Source organism: Hallella bergensis DSM 17361, from assembly GCF_000160535.1.
In the GTDB taxonomy this organism is placed as follows: domain Bacteria; phylum Bacteroidota; class Bacteroidia; order Bacteroidales; family Bacteroidaceae; genus Prevotella; species Prevotella bergensis.
The window spans coordinates 133,173-154,060 of record NZ_GG704780.1 but is presented as its reverse complement, the minus strand read 5'-3'; the positions used below and the strand labels follow the sequence as shown (position 1 = coordinate 154,060).

13 protein-coding genes are annotated in these 20,888 nt (G+C 49.5%); 5 read left to right on the top strand and 8 right to left on the bottom strand.

What is annotated here, in order from left to right:
- Positions 1-85: 85 nt before the first annotated feature.
- Positions 86-1,765, bottom strand: a complete 1,680-nt coding sequence (locus tag HMPREF0645_RS00600; protein WP_007172834.1) for a DUF4153 domain-containing protein — start codon at positions 1,763-1,765, stop codon at positions 86-88.
- 145 nt (positions 1,766-1,910) lie between these two features.
- Between HMPREF0645_RS00600 and HMPREF0645_RS00595 the strand changes: the two genes are divergently transcribed.
- Complete coding sequence (locus HMPREF0645_RS00595; RefSeq protein WP_007172833.1) at positions 1,911-2,810, top strand: patatin-like phospholipase family protein; 900 nt, start codon at positions 1,911-1,913, stop codon at positions 2,808-2,810.
- 246 nt (positions 2,811-3,056) lie between these two features.
- On the opposite strand, the gene HMPREF0645_RS00590 is transcribed toward HMPREF0645_RS00595, so the two are convergent.
- The 6 genes from HMPREF0645_RS00590 to HMPREF0645_RS00565 all read right to left on the bottom strand — a co-directional run bounded on the left by HMPREF0645_RS00590 (position 3,057) and on the right by HMPREF0645_RS00565 (position 10,765).
- Positions 3,057-4,484, bottom strand: a complete 1,428-nt coding sequence (locus tag HMPREF0645_RS00590; protein ID WP_007172832.1) for a calcineurin-like phosphoesterase C-terminal domain-containing protein — start codon at positions 4,482-4,484, stop codon at positions 3,057-3,059.
- Positions 4,485-4,881: 397 nt separating this feature from the next.
- Positions 4,882-7,470 carry a DUF5686 family protein gene (locus tag HMPREF0645_RS00585; RefSeq protein ID WP_007172831.1) on the bottom strand — a complete coding sequence of 863 codons (2,589 nt, stop codon included), beginning with the start codon at positions 7,468-7,470 and terminating at the stop codon, positions 4,882-4,884.
- A 24-nt stretch (positions 7,471-7,494) separates the two neighbouring features.
- Positions 7,495-8,199, bottom strand: a complete 705-nt coding sequence (locus HMPREF0645_RS00580) for an HAD family hydrolase (RefSeq protein ID WP_007172830.1) — start codon at positions 8,197-8,199, stop codon at positions 7,495-7,497.
- Positions 8,192-9,145 (bottom strand): CDP-alcohol phosphatidyltransferase family protein, encoded by a 954-nt coding sequence (locus tag HMPREF0645_RS00575; RefSeq protein WP_007172829.1) that lies wholly within the window; start codon positions 9,143-9,145, stop codon positions 8,192-8,194. Before HMPREF0645_RS00575 ends, HMPREF0645_RS00580 begins: the two co-directional genes overlap by 8 nt.
- A gap of 52 nt (positions 9,146-9,197) precedes the next feature.
- Positions 9,198-10,013 (bottom strand): ATP-grasp domain-containing protein, encoded by an 816-nt coding sequence (locus HMPREF0645_RS00570; protein ID WP_007172828.1) that lies wholly within the window; start codon positions 10,011-10,013, stop codon positions 9,198-9,200.
- Positions 10,014-10,018: 5 nt separating this feature from the next.
- Positions 10,019-10,765 carry a nucleotidyltransferase family protein gene (locus HMPREF0645_RS00565; RefSeq protein ID WP_007172827.1) on the bottom strand — a complete coding sequence of 249 codons (747 nt, stop codon included), beginning with the start codon at positions 10,763-10,765 and terminating at the stop codon, positions 10,019-10,021.
- Between the two features lie 145 nt (positions 10,766-10,910).
- On the opposite strand from HMPREF0645_RS00565, the gene HMPREF0645_RS00560 reads away from it, so the two are divergent.
- The gene (locus tag HMPREF0645_RS00560) at positions 10,911-13,022 is read left to right on the top strand and encodes a patatin-like phospholipase family protein (protein ID WP_007172826.1); all 2,112 of its coding nucleotides are present in this window, start codon (positions 10,911-10,913) and stop codon (positions 13,020-13,022) included.
- Between the two features lie 1,087 nt (positions 13,023-14,109).
- Complete coding sequence (locus HMPREF0645_RS00555; protein WP_044123191.1) at positions 14,110-15,222, top strand: glycoside hydrolase family 43 protein; 1,113 nt, start codon at positions 14,110-14,112, stop codon at positions 15,220-15,222.
- 601 nt (positions 15,223-15,823) lie between these two features.
- On the opposite strand, the gene HMPREF0645_RS00550 is transcribed toward HMPREF0645_RS00555, so the two are convergent.
- On the bottom strand, positions 15,824-16,213 hold the full coding sequence (locus tag HMPREF0645_RS00550) for a hypothetical protein (protein WP_007172823.1): 390 nt from the start codon (positions 16,211-16,213) through the stop codon (positions 15,824-15,826).
- A gap of 153 nt (positions 16,214-16,366) precedes the next feature.
- On the opposite strand from HMPREF0645_RS00550, the gene HMPREF0645_RS00545 reads away from it, so the two are divergent.
- Together HMPREF0645_RS00545 and HMPREF0645_RS00540 are read left to right on the top strand one after the other, a co-directional pair.
- Positions 16,367-19,435, top strand: a complete 3,069-nt coding sequence (locus tag HMPREF0645_RS00545; protein WP_007172822.1) for a SusC/RagA family TonB-linked outer membrane protein — start codon at positions 16,367-16,369, stop codon at positions 19,433-19,435.
- A 46-nt stretch (positions 19,436-19,481) separates the two neighbouring features.
- Complete coding sequence (locus tag HMPREF0645_RS00540; protein ID WP_044123100.1) at positions 19,482-20,888, top strand: RagB/SusD family nutrient uptake outer membrane protein; 1,407 nt, start codon at positions 19,482-19,484, stop codon at positions 20,886-20,888.

Here is a 20,888-nt window from a genome sequence, read left to right as displayed (position 1 = left end):
ATTGGCTGCTTCAAAGTTTTAAAAAAAGAATTGAAGCCCTGTTTTCTTATCATTGTTGGTCATCAAAAGTGAATAGCATGTAGGGCTAATAGAAGATGCAGGCCTGAAAGGTAAGTGTGTTGCTGTAGGTGTAATAGTACAGCGAACTGAGATAGACGGTGGCCTGCGATATGTTGAAGGTCCAGTAAGGCTTCTTTTGCGACTGCATAGCGCGCAGTTGCTTCACGGAGAACGACAGGGGCAGGGTGCGTTCGTGCCCGTTTTCGCTCAGTGTGATGGTACACGAGAGTGTATCGCCTGCGAGACGGACCTCTTCGCCCGTGAAAAAGGTGCTGGCACAGTGGCGCTTGCCGGGAGGCACGGGGAAGCTCTGCTCGGACGTGCTCGAGCTGCGAACTGTCAGGTCTCCATCGTTTTCAGCACTCTCCTTATCATAACTTTTGATGATATGAGCAATGGCAGCAGAGTCGGCCAGCTGGGAGAGTTCATGCTTTTCGTAGGTTTGGGCGAGATAGAGGAGCTGGTCTGAAACTTGTCGATGCTGTTCGGTGGTATCGCGTTTCCATGTTTTAACGGCTTCTACGTTCATCGGAAAGCGGTAAATATCGTTAGCCGCCATAGCCATCTTGATTTTGGTTGAGAGCAAATGCAACGTGATGTTGGCAAAACTTTGCGGTCCTACTGAGCTTGCCACAAGAAGGAAAACAAACGAGGCGGGAATCCACGCCAAGCGCTTGGGTTGGCGCACGATGAGCCAAAGACACACTCCGTAGCACCAGAGATTGAACAGGGCGAGGTAAAGTCGAGGCACCGTGATGCCGTAGTCGCTGAAACGGCGCACGATGCCGATTGTCATGAGCAGTAGGAGTGGCAACACCAGCATGGGCAGCAGGCGGGTGAAAGTGCGGTCAAACTTCCGCGTGTCGTCAAACCGGGAGGGATAAAGCAAGACCGTGAGGCTCACCATCAACAGCATGAGCACCGAGACGAGCCACGACACCCATCCGTCGGGCAGTTGCCAGGTGATGAGTATCTTGGCGGCGTAGGCATAAAGCGTAACGAGATAAGCCACCGTGAGCGGCACAAACAGATAGTGTACCACGGCGTTGGCCCATCGGGGCATGCCTTGAATGGACCGGTCGTGCTTGCGTTGGCCACCGGGCAGAAGCTGCAAGAAGAGGACAGGCGTGATGCATCCCAGACACACAATGGCGATGTCGAACTCCGCATTGTTCCATAGCTGTAGCGAGAACAACTCTTTAAAAGAGGTGAACAACAGGCTAATACCACCCCAAAAAATGTTGCTCACGACAATGGCAACAACGGCGGCAAGCAGTGTGCGGAATGTGAAATGCCACAGTGGAAGGTCGGTTTTCTCTTTCGTAAACGACACCAGAAAGCCGGCGATGACCATAGCCACCATGAGGGAGACGAGGGCTGTCACATGGATGATGCCCAGCTCCCATTCCGAAACAAGGTAGATCATGAATCCCAACCACGCGAGTTGAGTCGCCAGCTGTACGCCCCAACTGAGCCGTCGGTTGTCGGTCTCCTCGTCCCAGAGACGCAACACGGCCGATAGCAAAGCCGCCGAAGCGGTGTAGAATGTGGCGAAGAAACAGTATTTCTCCTCAGTAATGACGTCATGGGTGACGCAAATGGCGCATACAGTGAAGGCAAGGATAAACGCTAAGGCAATGGGGAAGCGTGTGCACATCGCCACGAATTGGTTTCGGATAGCGGAAAAAGATATTTTTTTCATCATCAATGTGTTTACAGTCAAACAAAAAGACTTTCGACAAAGATAGATAAAATTTCCAAATCATTAGCCCGTTCTTCTCATAAAAAAATGGAATTTTATTTATCTCACACCTTTATCAATCTCAGAATTTTGTGTATATTTGCAACACATGATTAGTCTAAAAGAACTGTGGAACCTGTTCCTGAAGCATCACAAGGCTTCTAAGGATGTCGCACTCGTGTTGAGCGGAGGCGGTGCAAAGGGATGGGCTCATATCGGAGCCATCGAATCGCTCATTGCCCATGGCTACCGCATCACGTCGGTAGCTGGCACTTCGATGGGTGCACTCGTGGGCGGATTTTATGCCGCAGGCAAAATGGGCGAACTGAAGCAAATAGCTGAGGGCATGACGCGCATGCGCATGTACCGCATCTTGGGCTTCGCACCCCACACCGACCATATTGCCAGTGACAGCCGGGTGATGGAAATACTCGACAGACTCATCGGCGACACCGCCATCGAGGATCTCCCCATACCCTATTGCTGCTCGGCATCCGACTTGGTAAGCGGCAAGGAGGTGGTGTTCCGGCAGGGCAGCCTCAAGATGGCCATTCGTGCATCGATTTCTATCCCCTTGTTTTTCAAACCAATTCGCATGAGCAACCATGCATACGTGGACGGGAGTATACACAACGCTCTGCCCCTCGACCGGGTGGAACGTAAAAAGGGTGACCTGCTTGTCGCGGTCAACGTGAGCGCGCCGGACGAGGAACCTGACACCACATTCGTGGGGAATGGCCAAACCCGAGGAAAAGAAGGCAACAATGACTTATGGATCAAGAGTGTCTTTCGCAAAGCTGAACCCACGTCAAACTATATGAACCTCACCACACGCATCACCAAGTTGACCATCCAGAACAACACGGAAATGGCGCTGCGCCTCACCCCACCCGACATTTATGTGAACCTTCCGATGGACGGCTTTGGCCTTTTCGACTTTGAAAAGGCTGCAGAACTGATTAGCTACGGTCGCCGAAAAATGGACGAGATTTTACAACATCGGGCATAGCCTCCTATCCCTCTTCGTCTCCTCAAACACGGGGTGGCATGCTCGCCACCCGCGCATCACGCTGTCTTTTGACTCGTTTCGTCAGCGTCCGGCGGCCGAAAAGCAAGTGTACGGCGGCCGCCGTACACGTGGATGACGGCCGAAGTACGCGTGTATCGCGGACGATGTACGCTGGCGACAAGGCTCTGATGAGCGCTCGCTCACCTGTAATCTGTGGCCAGCCGACGTCTCATCCGGGAGTTAGAACTACAACTTGTAAGTTTGGCTGTATTGTTCGCCAAACCTGTTGGTAAACACAATTTTTATCTGCTTTGTACCCACCGAAGGTTTAAAACGAAACAGATGGCCGGTCAGTGCATTGGCTTTCTTACCCAATGTAATCTGTTGCACCAGATAGGCATCGTCAATGTCTGTGAATTTCTCCATGGCACCCTTGTGCTGACCGTCCTCGTAATACTCCACCTTGCAGCGGTTGTCGTAGTCCCACACGTTGGCAACCACCGTTGCAGGCTGGCTGCGGAATTGGCCGGGCAGATAAGTGCGGAACTGGTCGGCAAAGCTGCCCTTGGTAGGTTTGAAATGCCAGCGCACGTCATTGCCATCGACGTCTACCACGAGATACCCATTGGGAGCTCCGCACACACTGTAGTCGCCGGCCCACCATGTGCCACAAGCGGCACCGATGTTGTGCTGATAGAAGGTGGGAGTCACCTCTATATTCTGATAAAAATGTGTGTGGCCACAGAAAAAGTGGACGTCATAGTCTTTCAATAGCCTCTCTACATCTTTGGCCTCACGAAAGTTGCCATCATTGCCTATCTTGTTCCAACCTGCAGCATGCATATTGACAAACACCACACTACCTTTGGGCACAAATCTGAGGTCGTTTTCCAACCATTCCAATTGTTGGTCTGTGACAGCCTCGATGTATTTTTTATATCCCACATAGTTGATATTCTTCATGGTGATGACATGCACGTTGCCGATATTAAATGAATAGTCGGTGGGACCAAAGTAGCTGTTGTAGACATGCTCGCCATACACTGGTGAGCCGACACGCATGTTGTGCAAATCCTGATATCGCTTGTCAAGGTCGTGGTTGCCAATGGTCTGAAACATGGTGATACCCAACGTGCTACAGGACTCTGCATAGGGATCATACAAGTTCATTTTGTCGAACACCAAGTCGCCGAGGGTCATACCTATCACTTCTCTGTGTTTTTTCAAGGAATCGACCACATGACGCATATCATTGACCGTCTCACGACGCCACCTGTTCATTTCTTCCTCGTTGCGCACCTGTGGATCAGAAATGGCTAAATAACTGAACGTTGTACATGGCTTTTTTCGCTTGGTCAGTACAAAGTTGTTGTCTTTGTTCGTCACCACCTCACGCATCGGCTTGTAAAACAAGGCCAGACCATTGCGATGTGGCAACTCATAGGCGGACGGGGTTGAGATGCTCACAAACTTGCAGAAGGCAGTGTCTGTGGTGAAGTGCCAAGTGCCAGTGTTGTCAGTTTTCACGAAGTGGCAACCATCGTTGACCACCACATTACTTATCCCATTGCCCTTTTCGTCGACCACCCTACCGGTTATGGTAAAGCTTGAGTTTTGTGCAAAGCCAGAAATGGCCAAGTGCATCAATGCTACGAATACTGAAGTTCTAATCATCTTTTTTTGTTATTTTGATTACTAATATCCGGGATTGTTCTCTTGGATGAGCTTGTTGGTGTTGAGTTCTGTCTGGGGCAAGGGCCACAACTCGTTCTTGTTTTCCCTGAATGCACCATTTATCCTGTAATTGCCCATATGATATTATAGTTTACTGCTTGTTATACCGCATGACTATTTTGATGGTTGCAAAATTACAAACTGAATGTTTCTACAGTATTAATCAGCTGTTACATTGGAATAACAATTAAGTTTCATTACGGTTATACCTTGACATGGCAACGTTCAAAGTAAATCGCATGAATATGAGACCTATCTACGAATTTAGCCTGACATGTCGCGCTACTTGAACAGTAGGCGCGACATATCAGGCTAAGTCTGTAAATACAAAATTTTCTTAGAACGTCATCCTCAGCATGAACCGTACACTGTTTCGGGTGCAAGTTGGCAGGTAGGTGTAGTTGCAGCGATGTACAAATTCAACGTGGAGAAGCTTAAAGATATTGTGCACTCCGGCTATCAACTCCACGTAGGGGCGCTTGGGATCCATCACGTAGCAGCCTTCCGGGAACTGCATCAGATTGGCATTGCCTGCATTTTCGGGCAGCAACGGGTTGTTCTTGTCGGTGAGTTGTCCCCACAGGCACTTCACGCCAAAATATTCTCTCCACTTCAGTTTCTTAAGCAGTGGGATGCGGTTGAAAATTTTACCGTTCATGTCCCATCCTACATCAAGACTTGCAAACCGATCGTTGAGGAACTCCATGTTGTTGATCAAGTTGAACGCCTCATCCTGAACAATGTAACTCAAGTTTGCCGCAGGCATGATAAGCAACGGATAGGGAACGCGGTTCCACTGGGCACCCGCCTTGATATGCGCGTCGATCTTGCCCCAGCTTTTCATCCAGAAACGTTTGAAGAGCGTTGCTTCCGTGTAGTTATACCTATATTCTCCTCCCAGGACATTCTTCAATCCTATGGTATGACCGATCATCAACTCGGGAGCATCAAGATTGATGGGCGTCCTACGCTGCTTGGTATTGATATAGGTACGTCCCGGAGCCAGCGTGAGTCTGAAACTCAGCTCCGTTGTTCGTATCTTGCCATTATGCAACTGGTCGCCCGCCACGATGTTATCGGGGAAGGAAAATGTGGTGCCGCTGCTCAGCTTGTTGAAAAACAGACGTCCGGCCGCCTCGTTCTGCTCCGTCTTGAAGCCCACAGATGTTTTTATGCCCCACTCATGCTCATACTCGAAGAGCAACTGCTGCCGGTTGTAGAACATCATCTTGTCCACGGTGGCCCACTTAAAGGCCGTGAACACGTTGTCCTTGTCGGTATGTATGAATTTGTCGGACGGCGAGCTGATGTCGTAGGTCGAAGTGAAGGTCAATGTGCGCTTTGGAAACTCACGGGGCAGATAGTCCTTCTTGTTGAAAGAATAGGTAAGCTCACCTTTATAATAGGTCTTCTTCGAGTGCCATCCATGGGCAAGGTATCCCGAAAGAAACCAGTGCTTGCTCAGGTTGGCTGTGGTCTGTGCACTGACACGCGTACGGAACCCGTCGATAAAGTTCTTGGTTATCATGGTGTTCACGGGACCGATGTCAACCTTACTCGGTTTGTTTTGGTCGCCCGTTTCGACATAGTTCTCGATCAAAGCCTTGGCGCCAAAGATGATGTACTTAAATCCTTTGATTTGCTCTATACGATGAACAAAGGCGTCCATGGTACTCTCGCTCTTGGTGAGTTCCACGCCCCGGTATTTGTTCCAAAAAGCCTCATCGCGCATCTGGGCATTGGCTTCGCGGCGTTCCTTGGTCCTGCCCTTGAACAACTGCTTGGGAAGTTCGTCGAAAGCATAGTCGCTGAGTCGGGTTGTGCGCACAACCAGCACCTTGGACAACAGATTGGATATCTTCAATTCTATGAACAGATCGTCAACACTCAATGCCCATTCGCCATTGGGCAACTTGCTGTATTCCTGTTTAATCTGCATGTTTTCCACAAAGTTCACACCGCTGTTTTTCGGAATGGTCAGGTTGCACCGCTTCACGTGAAGCGACGAATCAGCCAAGATAAAAAGCTCGCCCCGAAATCCGAAGTCCTGCTGGTTGTTAGGAATAAACTGCAAGTGGTAGCAAAGGTCCCGGTCCACATAGACGGTGTCCTCAATATAAAATCGGTAGAACGATATGGCATCCTTGCCGATGGGCGAGGTGAACGGGTATTGGAGCAGCCGGATCTGATCATCGTATATATCAATGTCAGTAAATACATCCTTCATACCCACATTGAGTATGTCGCCGGTCTGGATGAGTTGGTTGATGCCCGTAGCACTTTCTCCCTTTATAATTTGCTTCTCGCTCCTGGGGTTCTTGCGGTAGATGTGCTGCGTCACCGTCTCGTTGACGCTGATGGGAAGAATCAGTTTGTCGTTGTACGGACAGGTTTCTATCTGGTCGAGCAACCAACGGCGCTTACTGATAAACCCAGAATCAATATCCCCGGTGTTAATGTCATTAATGGCACACGTGAGTTTCTGATACTTGGTGTATTGCAGATAGTCATGGTTTTGCAAGTCGGTGTGCTTCTTGGCAGCAATGACACGCTTCATCAGTTCCACGGCGGGGTTGTTCTTCCGACTGTAGCGCCCACGTTTGGACTTGACCACTATCTCGTTGAGCTGCTTGGTGTCCGGGCGGAGCTTCACATTGAGCACAGATGGCGTGCCGGATGTAATCTTAACGGTCTTGGACTTATAGCCAACTGCCGAAAACGTGAGCTGCCATCCCTCATGCCGGGCTATGGAATATTCACCTAGGGCATTACCGCTCACCGCCACATGATGACCCTTGTACGATGCACTGGGATAAAGCAGGGTGTCGCCGGTCGCAGCATCGGTAATCACACCATGTATCTGAGCACTGATACTTGTCGTCAGCACCAGCAGTATCCATGTAAGAAATATCCTGAATCTTTTCATTCGTTTGCTTTTAATGTCCGCAGACTATATCTCCAACAACTGTGCCAGATCAGTAATGATATGGTCGGGCACCGTCTCGTCAAACTTTCTATTGGTCCATCCCTTACCCTTGAACCACACCGTATGGCATCCCAGCTTGCGGGCAGGCTCTATGTCTTTATAAAAGCTGTCGCCCACAACGACCGTTTCCTCCGGTTTCAGGCCAAGACTCTCCACACCCAACCTGAAGATGCGTGCATCGGGCTTGCGAATACCAACAGCGGCAGACTCGATAACGTCTTCGAAGTATGTGCTGAGTCCAAATTCCTGCAACACAGTATTGATGTTTCCATAGAAGTTGCTCACAAGCACCAAAGGGTAGCGTGCCTGCAACTTGGCCAGCACTTTCCCGCTGTAGTTAGTGGTGGCTTTCACTCGTGTATAAAGGTCTTCGAGCACAGCCTTGTGCTTGCTCTTGAATTCCGACTCGTCAGCATTCCACGCTCCCGACATGCAGAGGCACTCCATTTCCAGACGAATCTTAACGGCAAGCGTCTTGTAAAAAGTGAAGTCGGGACGAATCAGTGACTCGTTGCCCAATTTGCGCTCGCCATAGACGTAGGCATCGCGAAAATCCTGTTCGCCTACCGGCACATGCTGGCGCTGATAGGCTGCCCATAACATTTGTCCCCAGTGGCAACCTGCTGTATCGAGGGTTCCACCATAGTCAAATAAATATCCTTTAATCATGGCTCGGGAGTTTGGAGAGTTCAACAGTCATGTCGCGACACAGGTTCTCGTGGCTTTTGTGCATATAGCCGTAAAGGAAGTTGAACGCTGTGATTTCGAAGAGAAAATATATCCACGGACAGTTAAGCAGACACGTGATGTATAGAATGATGGCACGAGCGTTGAATGACAGGATGTTGGCATAGGTCATCATCGGGCGACTCCCGTCAAGAAATGCCTGACGCACCGGCTCGAGCACGGCGCTGTGATGCGACGAAAGCTTTTCTTTCCAGGCAGCAAAGAATTTTTGAAACTTGGGCGTGCGCTTTTCCTGTTTTCTACAATACCCTGCATAGTTGTTGTAAAAGAGCCGCGCCAACACCTGTTCCTTCGGCGTGGACTCATAAACCGCACGTTGTTGGGCATAACTGTCGAGTTCAGATCCCGCCTTGCCTTTGAGAAAGAAAAGGTGAATCTGCCGATAGTAGTCAGCCAGCATGGCCTGAGGCGCATGGCTCAGAAAACCGGCCAAGATTCCCAACACCCATATCCAGATACCCCAACGCATCTGCGTTCCGGGAATAAACTGTCCCTGCATCCGCAGACAGAGCGCTACGTAGATCGCAAGAAACCACATATCGCCCGAGGCTCCGTCCAAAACCCGGCCCACCAGGGTCTTCTTGCCCGTGAGGCGGGCCATCTGACCATCTGTGGAGTCACAGAAATTGGCCAGCATCAGCAGCACTACGCCCATGATGTTGTGGGTGAGATCGGTATAATAAAACATCCATCCGGCTCCGACACCGAAGAAAATAGATAGAATGGTAATGGTGTTGGGATGTATGCCCAACTTGTTCCACAATAGGGCAAAGACCAGTCCTATCGGACGGGTAAAATGCACATCCAACCATTCTTCCGTGTCTTTCGACTTGAGAGATGACTGTAACAGTTCCTTAAATGTAGCCATTTCGCTTTTTTGTAATTTGTTTCCTCCACCAAGGAGGTCTGTTTTATAAATATTATAATAGCTTGGAGACAATCTCGCCAGCTATGGCCTTGGCCGCCTCCTCCCTGCATCGCGAGAAACTTGGCCAGTCGTTGAAATCAATGATATAATATCGGCCGTCCTCCCTGATAATGGCATCGCCGCCATATATATCGATTCCGGCGAGTTCGGCGAGCCTTGATACATCTGCACGCAACGCATCGTCATCAAAGGAATAATGGTGTGCCTTGCCGTTTCGAACTTCATTGTCAAACTTGAACATGCCATCATCGCTGGGGTAGAAATATTTGAAGAAACGGGTTCCGACACCATAAAACTTCACCAAGTCGCCGGGAACATGCGCACTGACCACCATATCGCTGATGCCCCGCGCCAGGAAAGCATCCTTGGCATGCTCCAAGGACTTTTTGTCGGGACAGAACACCACATCCTTGCTGGACTGTGCAGCCGCATCGCCACGCTTCAGCCAGTAGCTTCCGCTGCTTTTCTCCCCCGGCATTGGAATCTGGTTTTCATGCATGAGGTGATTGAGCCGCGAGCGCTGGCAGTGCTTCACCGCACCCGGCGTGTTGACCACGATACTGCCTTTGGATTCTTGTTCCGCCAGCACTTGCAATGCCTCGTCCGACCGAGCCATTGAGATGTAGCAGTCAACTGCGTCCGGGAAATTCGGCAACTCCGCCTCGTCCATCATGCGAATGTCCTCCTCAATCCCCAGCAAGCCTGCGATTTCATGGCATGCGGCCTGCAATATCAGGCGATCATTCTCCACCGAATTAGGCGAGAAACGGTCATCGCGACGTATGGCAAGAAACTTCTTCACATCCATGTTTCCTATGCGTTGCTGCTCGGTTGACCTTCCGTTGCCAGAAATGCCTCTGCCTTGGCAAGGTCTGAAGCATGGTCTATGTCGAACACGGTGGAAAACCGAAACGCCTTTAAACGTCTACCGTCACGAATCAGTCCACGCTGAAAGTTGCGCATGCGGCTTTCGCCCCGCTGCATACAGTTGTCCAGAGTCTCGAGAGCCGACGGCGCAAGTCCGTAGATTCCACCGGAGATATAACGATTGGCAAGCCTGTTGTCATCATAAAATCCGGTAATGTTCATCTGCTCGTCCGTCCCCACGTACAAGGGTTTCTCATCGTCTATGAAGTCGGTAACGCCCATCAGTCCGTCTCCGCCCTCGTCCAACACTGTCTCAAAAGCCTTGACATAGGCGGAGAATTCCTGTTCGCGAAAAATAGAATCGACCGTGGTCAACACAAAAGGTGCATCACCAAGCAAGCCGCTCAGCTCATGGAAGGAATGCATTGAACTCGGCGTACTCTTGACAACGAAGCGCAAGGGCACAGGTCTTCCGTTCAGACCCTTCTCAGAGATATGGCGAAGATGACTGCTCACCAGCGAGGTCAAGTCGTTGCAAATGACGACCACTTCCTCTGCATCGTTCTCAACAAAAATACGCATCAAACGGTCTATGAGATACTCGCCACACACTTTTACGAGCGGCTTGGGTTCCTGCACGCCTTCTGCTGCTAAGCGAGAGCCCTCTCCCGCTGCTATAATTGCGAATTTCATCTTTTATCGACGTTCATGTTTTGTGCAAATTTAGTCATATTAGATGACATTGGAAAACTTTTTAGTATATTTTTGTTTTTCTTGGAAAAACACATTATATTTGCACGAGGAATATATCAATCACCTCAGAAATCTACGTTGCAGCATGAAAAATAGAGTCTTCAAACCTATCGCCCTCTTCTTATTTTTCGCGTTTTCTGTACATATTTTTGCCCAGTCGGAACACGACTTCTCGGACAAACGTTCTGCCACCCCCACTCCTTCCCAATCTGCTCCAGTCAAGCCCGGGAATAGAACCAAAAAAGTGGCCTTGGTTCTCGCCGGCGGAGGGGCCAAGGGCATGGCACACATTGGCGTGATCAAGGTGATTGAGCGTGCTGGAATCCCCATAGACATCATCACCGGAACGTCCATGGGAAGCATCGTAGGTGGACTCTACAGTTGTGGATGGAACGGCTATGCAATGGACACACTTGTGCGAAAACAGAACTGGAAGTTTCTGCTCAGCGACCGCGCTGATTACTATTCCCAGGATCTTCTGAACCGCAAAAGACAAAACACCTATCTGCTTTCCAAAAACTTCACCTCCAAGCAAAACAACATTTCGGAGACAAGCGGACTGATCGAAGGCAAAAACCTCATGCGACTCTTCAACAGACTGACGGCGGGATACACCGACTCCATGGACTTCAGCCAACTTCCCATACCCTTCGCCTGTGTGGCCACCAATATTATGGACAACACGGAGTATGTCTTTACAAGTGGTATTTTGGCCAATGCCATGCGAACCAGCATGGCCATTCCGGCTGTCTTCACACCAATCAGAAAGGACGACATGATTCTCGTCGATGGCGGACTGCGCAACAACTTTCCCGCCGACATCGCCCAGAAGATGGGTGCCGACTACATCATAGGCTCCACGGTGCAGGGCAAACCCAAAACGGCAGACGACCTTGCCAACGGAGCATCCGTCATCGGACAGCTTGTCGATGTGTACTGCATGAACAAATATGAAGATAACCTCTCGATCACAGACATTCCCATCCGGGTGAACACCGAGGGATACAGCGCGGCCAGCTTTTCCAAAGCCGCCATCGACACACTCATAAGGCGTGGCGAGGAGGAAGCCATGAAGCACTGGGACGAGCTCATGGCACTCAAGCGCAAATTGGGATTGCCCGAAAACTTCACCCCACCACCCCACGAACCCAACACCGCAGCCCAGGAAGCACCTGCCCCGACAAAAGAAAAAAACAAGGAGCGCCTTCCCTACGATCGCATTCAGGGGAACCTGGGAGTGAGATTCGACTCCGAAGAAATGGTTGTGCTGCAACTCAACGGCATCTACACGCCGGCCTACAGTCCCTTCGATCTGGAAGGAACCATCAGGCTCGGACAGGATATCAAGGGGGAAGCACTGGCCAAATGGAAACCGGAACATTTTACCGATGTGTCATTGGGCTACACCTTCCGTCACAACACTTTTGACATCTATGAAAAAGGCGACAGCAAATACAACGTGACCTATAATCACCACAAGGCAGAATTCAGCCTGCTCAATATCAATATCAAAAACATTGCCATGGATGTCAGCGCCCGGTGGGATTACTACAATTATAATAAGGTGTTGGTGTCAAGTCAGATGACAAACGAGGGTTTCAAGCTGAAAGACGACCATTATTTCAGTTACCATGCCAATTTTCACTACAACTCCGAAAACGACTGGATATTCCCTCAGCGTGGAGCAAAGTTCCGGGCTGAGTATGCCTATTTCACCGACAATTTTACGAACTACAAGGATCACGCCGGCTTCAGCGAGGTCAGTGCCTCCTGGCGCATGTCATTCAGACTGACCAAGAGCCTGGTCCTTCAGCCACTGCTCTATGGTCGTCTGCTTTTTGGATCTGAAATCCCCCTCATCAGGCAGAACGCCATCGGCGGACAATGGTTCGGCCATTACGTCGAACAGCAACTGCCATTTGTCGGCATTCACCATTTCGAGTTCACCGACCCCCACTTCGTTGCCTGCCAAATCAAACTCCAAGAGCAACTCACCACCAACAACTACATCTTGCTCCGGATTGCCGGTGCCCAGCATGCCGACAAACTACACAACCTCTTAGACCACAGTCCCATCTTAGGTTGTCAAGCGGCTTATTATTATCGTTCGATGTTCGGCCCTGTCGGTGGCTCCCTCAGCTACTCCAATCGGACAAAGAAGCCAAACTTCTTTATCAACTTAGGATTCGAGTTCTGAGAAGATACCAGGACAAACTGATCAAGCAGCTATAAGTAAACTCACCAACACAAAAACCATGTCACGACAACAAACAAGCCTCAAAACAATTCTGCTACTTTTTCTCATATCTCTGGCACTCACCCCTGCCCAAGCCAAAACGGGGCTGAAACAGAAACCTCGTAGCGAAAAGCAGATGGGGGCATACCTCTTTACCTATTTCAACGACCCCACACACAGCCTGTTTATGGCCATCAGCTATGACGGCTACACCTTCACGGCTGTGAACAACGGAGAACCCATCATATCGGGCGACTCCATTGCCGAGCAGAGAGGCATACGCGACCCACACCTCTACCGCGCTCCCAACGGGTCGTTCTATATCGCCATGACCGACCTCCACGTATTCGGAAAGCAGATGGGGCTTCGCACCACGCAATGGCAGCGCCCTGACCGTTATGGCTGGGGAAACAACCGAGGGTTGGTTCTGATGAAATCCGACGACTTGATTCACTGGACGCACACCAACGTCAGGATAGACAAGCTGTTTCCACAGAAGTTTGGCGACATAGGATGCGCATGGGCACCGCAAACCATCTGGGACCCCAAAGTGGGGAAACCCATGGTCTATTTCACCATCAGACAAACGGGAGGTGGGCGAACCAAACTCTACTACAGCTATGCCAACGAGGAGTTTACGACGCTCGAAACCGAACCACAGCTGCTTTTCGAATATCCTGACGAGAAAATTCAAGTGCTCGATGCTGACATCTGCCCCATGCCCGACGGACGGTATTTCATGACCTACGTGGCACAAGAATCGCCCGGTGGCATTAAATATATGATTTCGGACAAAATTAACCACTACAACGACTACCATGCCCAGCAGATCGACAGCGAGAACCGTGGCTGCGAGGCGCCGAACGTATGGAAACGCATCGGAGAAAAGAAGTGGGTGTTGATGTACGACATATACAGCGTGAACCCACACAACTTTGGTTTTGTAGAGACATCCGACTTTAAAACCTTCAAGCCTCTCGGACGCTTCAACGAGGGGGTGATGAAGGCCACCAACTTCAGCTCGCCCAAGCACGGGGCAGTGATCCAAATCACCAAAGCCGAGGCCGAGCGCCTCGAAAACTATTGGAACGCGCGGCAGGCCAAACCCAAAATGATACGGTCGGGAAAACTTTGGCCCGATGCAGGCGGTGCACATATCAATGCACACGGCGGTGGGGTGTTGGAACACAACGGCACGTACTATTGGTTTGGCGAGCACAAGGCCGACCACACTTCGGCAGCCCTGCACGGCGTGATGTGCTATTCATCAAAAGACTTGCTGCATTGGAAGAACCATGGCATTGCCCTCGCCGTTACCGACAACAAGGGAGACGACATCGAGCGTGGCTGCACGCTGGAGCGGCCAAAGGTGATTTACAACAAGAAGACCAATAAATTTGTCATGTGGTTCCATCTCGAGCTGAAGGGTCAGGGCTACGATGCCGCACGTTATGGTGTGGCCGTAAGCGACAAGCCCGAAGGCCCCTACAAGTTTCTATACTCCCAGCGTGCCAACGCCGGCATTTATCCCATAGAGTTTGGAGAGGTGGAAAAGGCAACCGCCGACACGCTCAACGAGCGTCATTACCGCGAGTGGTGGACGCCCACCTGGTACGATGCCGTGAAAAAAGGCCTGATATGGAAACGGGATTTCAAAGGGGGGCAAATGTCGCGCGACATGACGCTCTATGTCGACGACAACGGTAAGGCCTACCATATCTATTCGTCTGAGGAAAACCTGACCTTGCACATCGCCGAACTCAACGACGACTTTACCCATCATTCCGGAAAATACACCCGCTTGGCTCCCGGGGGACATAATGAAGCCCCGGCCATTTTCAAGAAAGACGGAACCTACTGGATGATTACCTCCGGGTGCACGGGATGGGCTCCAAACGAAGCACGGATGTTCTCTGCACCCAGCATCTGGGGGCCATGGACCCAGCACAAGAACCCATGCGTAGGCCCCAACGCCGACAAAACTTTCGGAGGACAGTCTACCTACATCTTGAAGAAAGGAAACTCCTTTATCTTCATGGCCGATGTCTGGCGCCCCAAACACCCAAGCGATGCACGCTACATCTGGCTACCCATCGAGTTTGAAAACGGCAAGCCCGTGATAAGGTGGCAAGATGAATGGTCACCCGAGAGTCTAAGATAAAGCTCTTGGGAATCTTGGCAAAAGGGAATCACCCGCTTGACAAATACCCGTATTTTTCTTAACAAACACCCCTCCATATTTCGCGCATTTAAAAATCGAAGTCCCTCGGGGCTGAAATTCAAGAAATTCGCGTCATTCGTAGTCGCCTAACAATCAGCCGTTTAATAAAACAGGCCTTGGAAGTCTCATTTTTTCATCTGCGATTGCATATCGATTGGCCATGCGGTTAAGCCTTAATCGCGGTGCGACAAGGGTTTCCTTGCACCGCCACGAAGCTCAAACCGCACCACCAAAAGGCTGCAATCGCAAAACGTTCAGTATTTTTTACGCATTCTGCCAGATTTTGTCCGTAAAAACATGGCGCATTTTTCTCTGGATGATTCATCAAAAATCATCCAGATTTTATCAATTCATTTGACATTTCTACACCCGTTGTCCACCATCCGAACAAAACAGGAGGTGAAGCTGGAGTTGCGGAACAATGCGCCCACCATATTCCAGACCTATTCGCCAAATGCCGACAGACAAGCAAGATACAAGCAAACAAAAAGAGCCGGAAGCATTTTGCTCCCGGCCCCATGATTACTGATCATATATGATGTTATCTTGTACAGTTAGCTGTCCAAGTGTTACCATCCTTCGTTACCAACATCGTCAGCTTGTCCTTAGTGATTGTGATGCCCTTGAGCGCTGAACCGATGCTTACCAAGGTGTGGTCATCCTTCTTTTCGAAGTTCACATTCTTCAGATCAGGAATTTTGTGATCGAAGTGGAACGAGTAGGAAGAACCAATCTTGGTAACAATTACCTTACCGTCGGTAGCGCTGATGTGATTGGCAGGCTTGAGGCTCGTGTAAGAAATATCACCCTTATAAGTACCTACGAACACGTCCGTGTCAGCTGGATCGGTGTCACTGCTGCATGCAGAAAAGCTCAGGGTTAACAACAGTGAGAAACATAAAATTGTTAAAGTTTTAATTGTTGCTTTCATTTTATTGAATTTTAAATTACAATCCAAAGGTAAAGGTTTTTCCGCTCCTTTGTATCTTTTGTTATGTTTTTTTTATAATTAATACGTTGAATCGCTTGCCGAGTGGTAATTTTTAACTAACTTTGACGCATCAATTATCCAAATCGATAAGTTATGAAACAGAATAAACGTTTGATGTGGTTTTCACTCCTAACCCTGCTGTTTTTGCTGACATCACCCCATGTCGGTGCGCAAAACCAGGAACAACCCGATGGCATCATACCCGTGGTTCAAGGCAAGGTGACGCTGGAAGATGATGGTACCCCGGTTATGGGAGCTACAATTCTGATTGAGGGAACGGGCAAGGGCACGACCAGTGATATAGACGGGAAGTTCACGTTGCAGAGCGTGCCCAAGGAGTCTTTCCTGAAAATATCGTATATCGGCACAACACCTGTGAGGCAGAAAGTTGCTGCCAAGATGAACATTCTCTTGAAAAGTGATGAGTTGTCATTGAAAAATGTGGTGGTTACGGGCTATTACACTCAGCGCAAACAGACTTTTACCGGTGCGGTTTCGAATTACAGCGGCTCTGAATTGCGCTCGGTGTCCGACCAAAACGTGCTGAGCACGGTGGCCGCGCTGGACCCATCTTTTAATCTGAATGAGAATCTGGCCATGGGATCTGACCCGAACAACATTCCCGACATTCAGGTACGTGGTGTCAATTCTCTACCCAATACGGATGCCAATCTGCTCAACGAACAATATAAAGGTAGGGCCAACCTGCCCACGTTTATCCTTGACGGCTTTGAGGTGAGCGTGGAAAAGATCTACGACTTGGACCCAAACCGCGTGTCCAACATTTCCATCCTGAAAGACGCTTCGGCCACGGCCATCTATGGTTCGAGGGCATCTAACGGCGTAGTCATCATCGACACCAAGGCACCTAAGCCTGGGCAACTGAAACTGAACTATACCGGGAGCCTCGATTTCGAAATCGCCGACCTCTCCGACTACAACCTCCTGCATGCCCCGGAAAAACTTAAGTATGAGGAGATGGCCGGGCTGTACAATGGAAGCAGGTATATATATGTCAAGGAAGACTACTTGGACACATACAACGAACGGCTGAAGCTCGTCTCCAAGGGCTATGACACCGACTGGCTCTCAAAACCACTCCGATCGGTAGGCATCACCAACAGGCACAGTGTGCTGCTCGAAGGTGGAAGTGATAACTTCAGATACGGCGTAAACCTGACATACAACAACACGTCGGGTGTGATGAAAGGGTCGGGCAGAACGCGCATCGGCACGGGTATCAAACTGCAATACAACTACAAGAACCTGCGTTTCAGGGACGAGATTACCTATGACAAGGTTTCGTCAGACCAATCGCCCTACGGCTCATTCAGAACATACACCAACCTGAACCCATACTATTATCCGTATGACGAAAGCGGACATGTGAAGAAAATACTGTTTGTCAACAATACTTCGACAGGCTCCTCACAAATCGCCAACCCGATTTACAACACCACACTCAACACATACGATAAGTCGGTATACGATGACTTTGTGAACAATTTCAGCGTGGAGTGGGATATTATACGAGGTCTGAAACTCAAGGGAAACTTCTCCATCGAACGCATCAACCGCACAATGGATGTCTTTAAGTCGGCAGACCACACCGACTTCGTAGATGACACGAAGAACAAAGGCAGCTATACCAAGGGGAAGAGATTATCCAATAATTATGACGGCAACATCATCCTGTCTTACTTCACCACGCTGAACGAAAAGCATGCGCTAAGTTTCAATGGCGGATGGAACATTCAGGAAACCAACGACGACTACGATGCATACACGGTCTACGGCTTTGCCAACCAAGCCTTGGATCACCCTGCCCTTGGCACGGGCTTCAAAGAAGGCGCACACGTGAACGGATACGCCACCAAGACCCGCCTCATGGGTTTCTTGCTCAACATGAACTACAGTTATGATGACCGATATTTTGTCGATGCATCCATGCGTACGGACGGATCGTCCATTTTTGGTAGCAACAAACGATGGGGCACTTTCTGGAGTTCAGGAATCGGTTGGAACATACACAATGAGCACTTCATGGAGGGCAACAAGCTCATCAACCAGTTGCGACTGAAATTGAGTACTGGTTTCACCGGCAACCAGAACTTCTACCCCTACCAGTCGATGATGATGTATCAATACATGAGCAAGCTGGCCTATCAAGACTATATCGGTGCTGTCATCAAGGCATACGGCAACGATAACCTAAAATGGCAACGCACGCAAAAGAACAATTTTGGCGTTGACTTTGAACTTTTCGACCACTGTGTGAGTGGGTATTTCAACTATTTTGTTGAAAACTCCAAGGACTTGCTCGTTGATGTGACCATGGCAAACTACTTAGGGTTTGACTCCTATAAGGAGAATCTTGGGGAGACTCAGAACAAAGGCTTTGAGTTTAACGTTAAGGCTGCCGTTATCAGGACAAAGGATCTTAAACTCAATCTGTTCCTCAATGGCATGCATTTCAAGAACAAATTAAGAAAGATCTCATCAGGCCTGAGTTCCTACAACTCGCATGCCGACGCCAATGCATCATCAAAACCCTATGTGAGATATATGGAAGGAGCATCTATCAATTCGATATGGGTTGTACCGTCAGCCGGCATTGACCCGGCCACAGGTAACGAAGTCTTTATTAAAAAGAATGGTTCATACACCAACACATGGAGCGAAACCGACTATGTTCCCTACAAATCCACCGACCCGAAGATGACCGGGACATTCGGACTGAATGCCTATTATAAAGGTTGGGAGCTCAACTCCATCTTCTACTACCGTTTTGGCGGCTACGCCTACAACCAGACTTTGGTGGACAAAGTGGAGAATGCAAACCCGTATCAGAATGTCGACCGCAGGGCACTATACGACAGATGGTCCACGCCCGGCACACCCGCAAAGTTCAAGCGAATCACTGACCTGTCGACAACCAAGCCCACTTCACGCTTCGTAGAAAAGGACAACCTGTTGAGGGGAACCTCACTGAGTGTGGCATACACGTTTGACAGAAACCTGATCAAATCATTTGGGGCACAATATTTGAAGCTGATGCTTACGGCTAACGACTTCCTTCACAAGTCAACCATCCACAGGGAAATGGGTACTGCATATCCATACGCCCATCATTATTCATTGTCAGCCCAGTTGACTTTCTAAACCATGGAGCATGAAAAAGCCCAACTTACATTCTAAACCAAGGAATATGAAAAAGATAATAATAACCTGTCTGTCGGCGCTCCTCATAACGCTAACCTTCTCCTCATGTGAGAATTGGTTTGACATCTCGCCCAAATCAGAGCTGAAAGCAGACGACTTGCTCAATAATGAACAAGGATTCAGAGATGCCCTCATCGGCTGTTATGCCTCCATGAGGGATGGCAAATTGTATGGAGCACAGCTGACCATGACCTACATGGACTGTCTCGGACAATATTACTCAACGGCGAAGACAACGCAAAACAGCTTTTATTACGCTGCCAATTACAACTACACCAAGACGGAAGAAGAGCAGAGGAAAGACCAGATCTGGAAGAATCTGTATAATGTGGTATCGAATGCGAACGGCATCGTTAACCGAATTGATGGCAAGAAGGGTGTTTTCCCCACAGGAGTCTATGAACTTCTGAAGGGTGAAGCACTGGGGTTGAGAGCCTATCTGCACTTTGACATCCTGCGGCTATTCGCACCTGCCCCGAGCATGGCAGACGGATTGCAGGCCAAGGCCATTCCATACGTGGATCAATTCACCAACACACTGTTCGAGCAACTTACCGTTGGACAGGTGCTTGACAGAGTAGTGGCGGATCTTACAGAGGCCAGAGAACTGCTTGCAGGCGTGGATCCCTATGGCCCCAAGCACGCCAACTTCGACCTCAAGGCCCTTGAGGGGGTGTGGAAAGGACGCGAGTATCGCATGAACTACTATGCGACAACAGCCCTGTTGGCAAGAGTGCTGCTCTACAGAGGACTTCCGGAAGACAAAACCAAGGCCTATCAATATGCCAAAGAGGTAATCGACAGCAATCTATTCCCCCTGATTACAAGCAGCGACCTTAAAAGTTCAGATGATAACGGCTTTACAAAGGAAAACATATTCTCATTGGAATATCCGGGTATCAAGGACGATATGGTGAACAAATACTTTGTAGTGGACGAGCGTGGGTACGAATTTCTCGGAATCAACAACTCCACACTCAAGCGCATCTTCCCGCCAACGCTTGACATGGATTACCGTCGGCAGTGGTGGCTTGGCGCAGCTGGCCCTTATTTCACAATTGCCAAATACAACGCGTCCAAGCGAGTGCCGTTGATCAAAGTTTCAGAACTCTACCTCATTGCGGCGGAAACAGCACCCAACTTGAGCCTGACCAACGAATATTTCAACACACTTCAATATCACCGAGGCTTGCCCAAGGAGGAAATTACGGCAGAAAACCTGCAAAAAACCATCTTGGCAGAGTATGCCAAAGAGTTTATTGGCGAGGGTCAGCTCTTCTATGCCTACAAGCGCTTGAATAACAAGGTGAAGCCAATACTAAAGTCTGCCCTCTCGGATCCGGAAAGCGTTTATGTGTTACCCTTGCCCAAGGAGAATACCTTTTTTAAATAA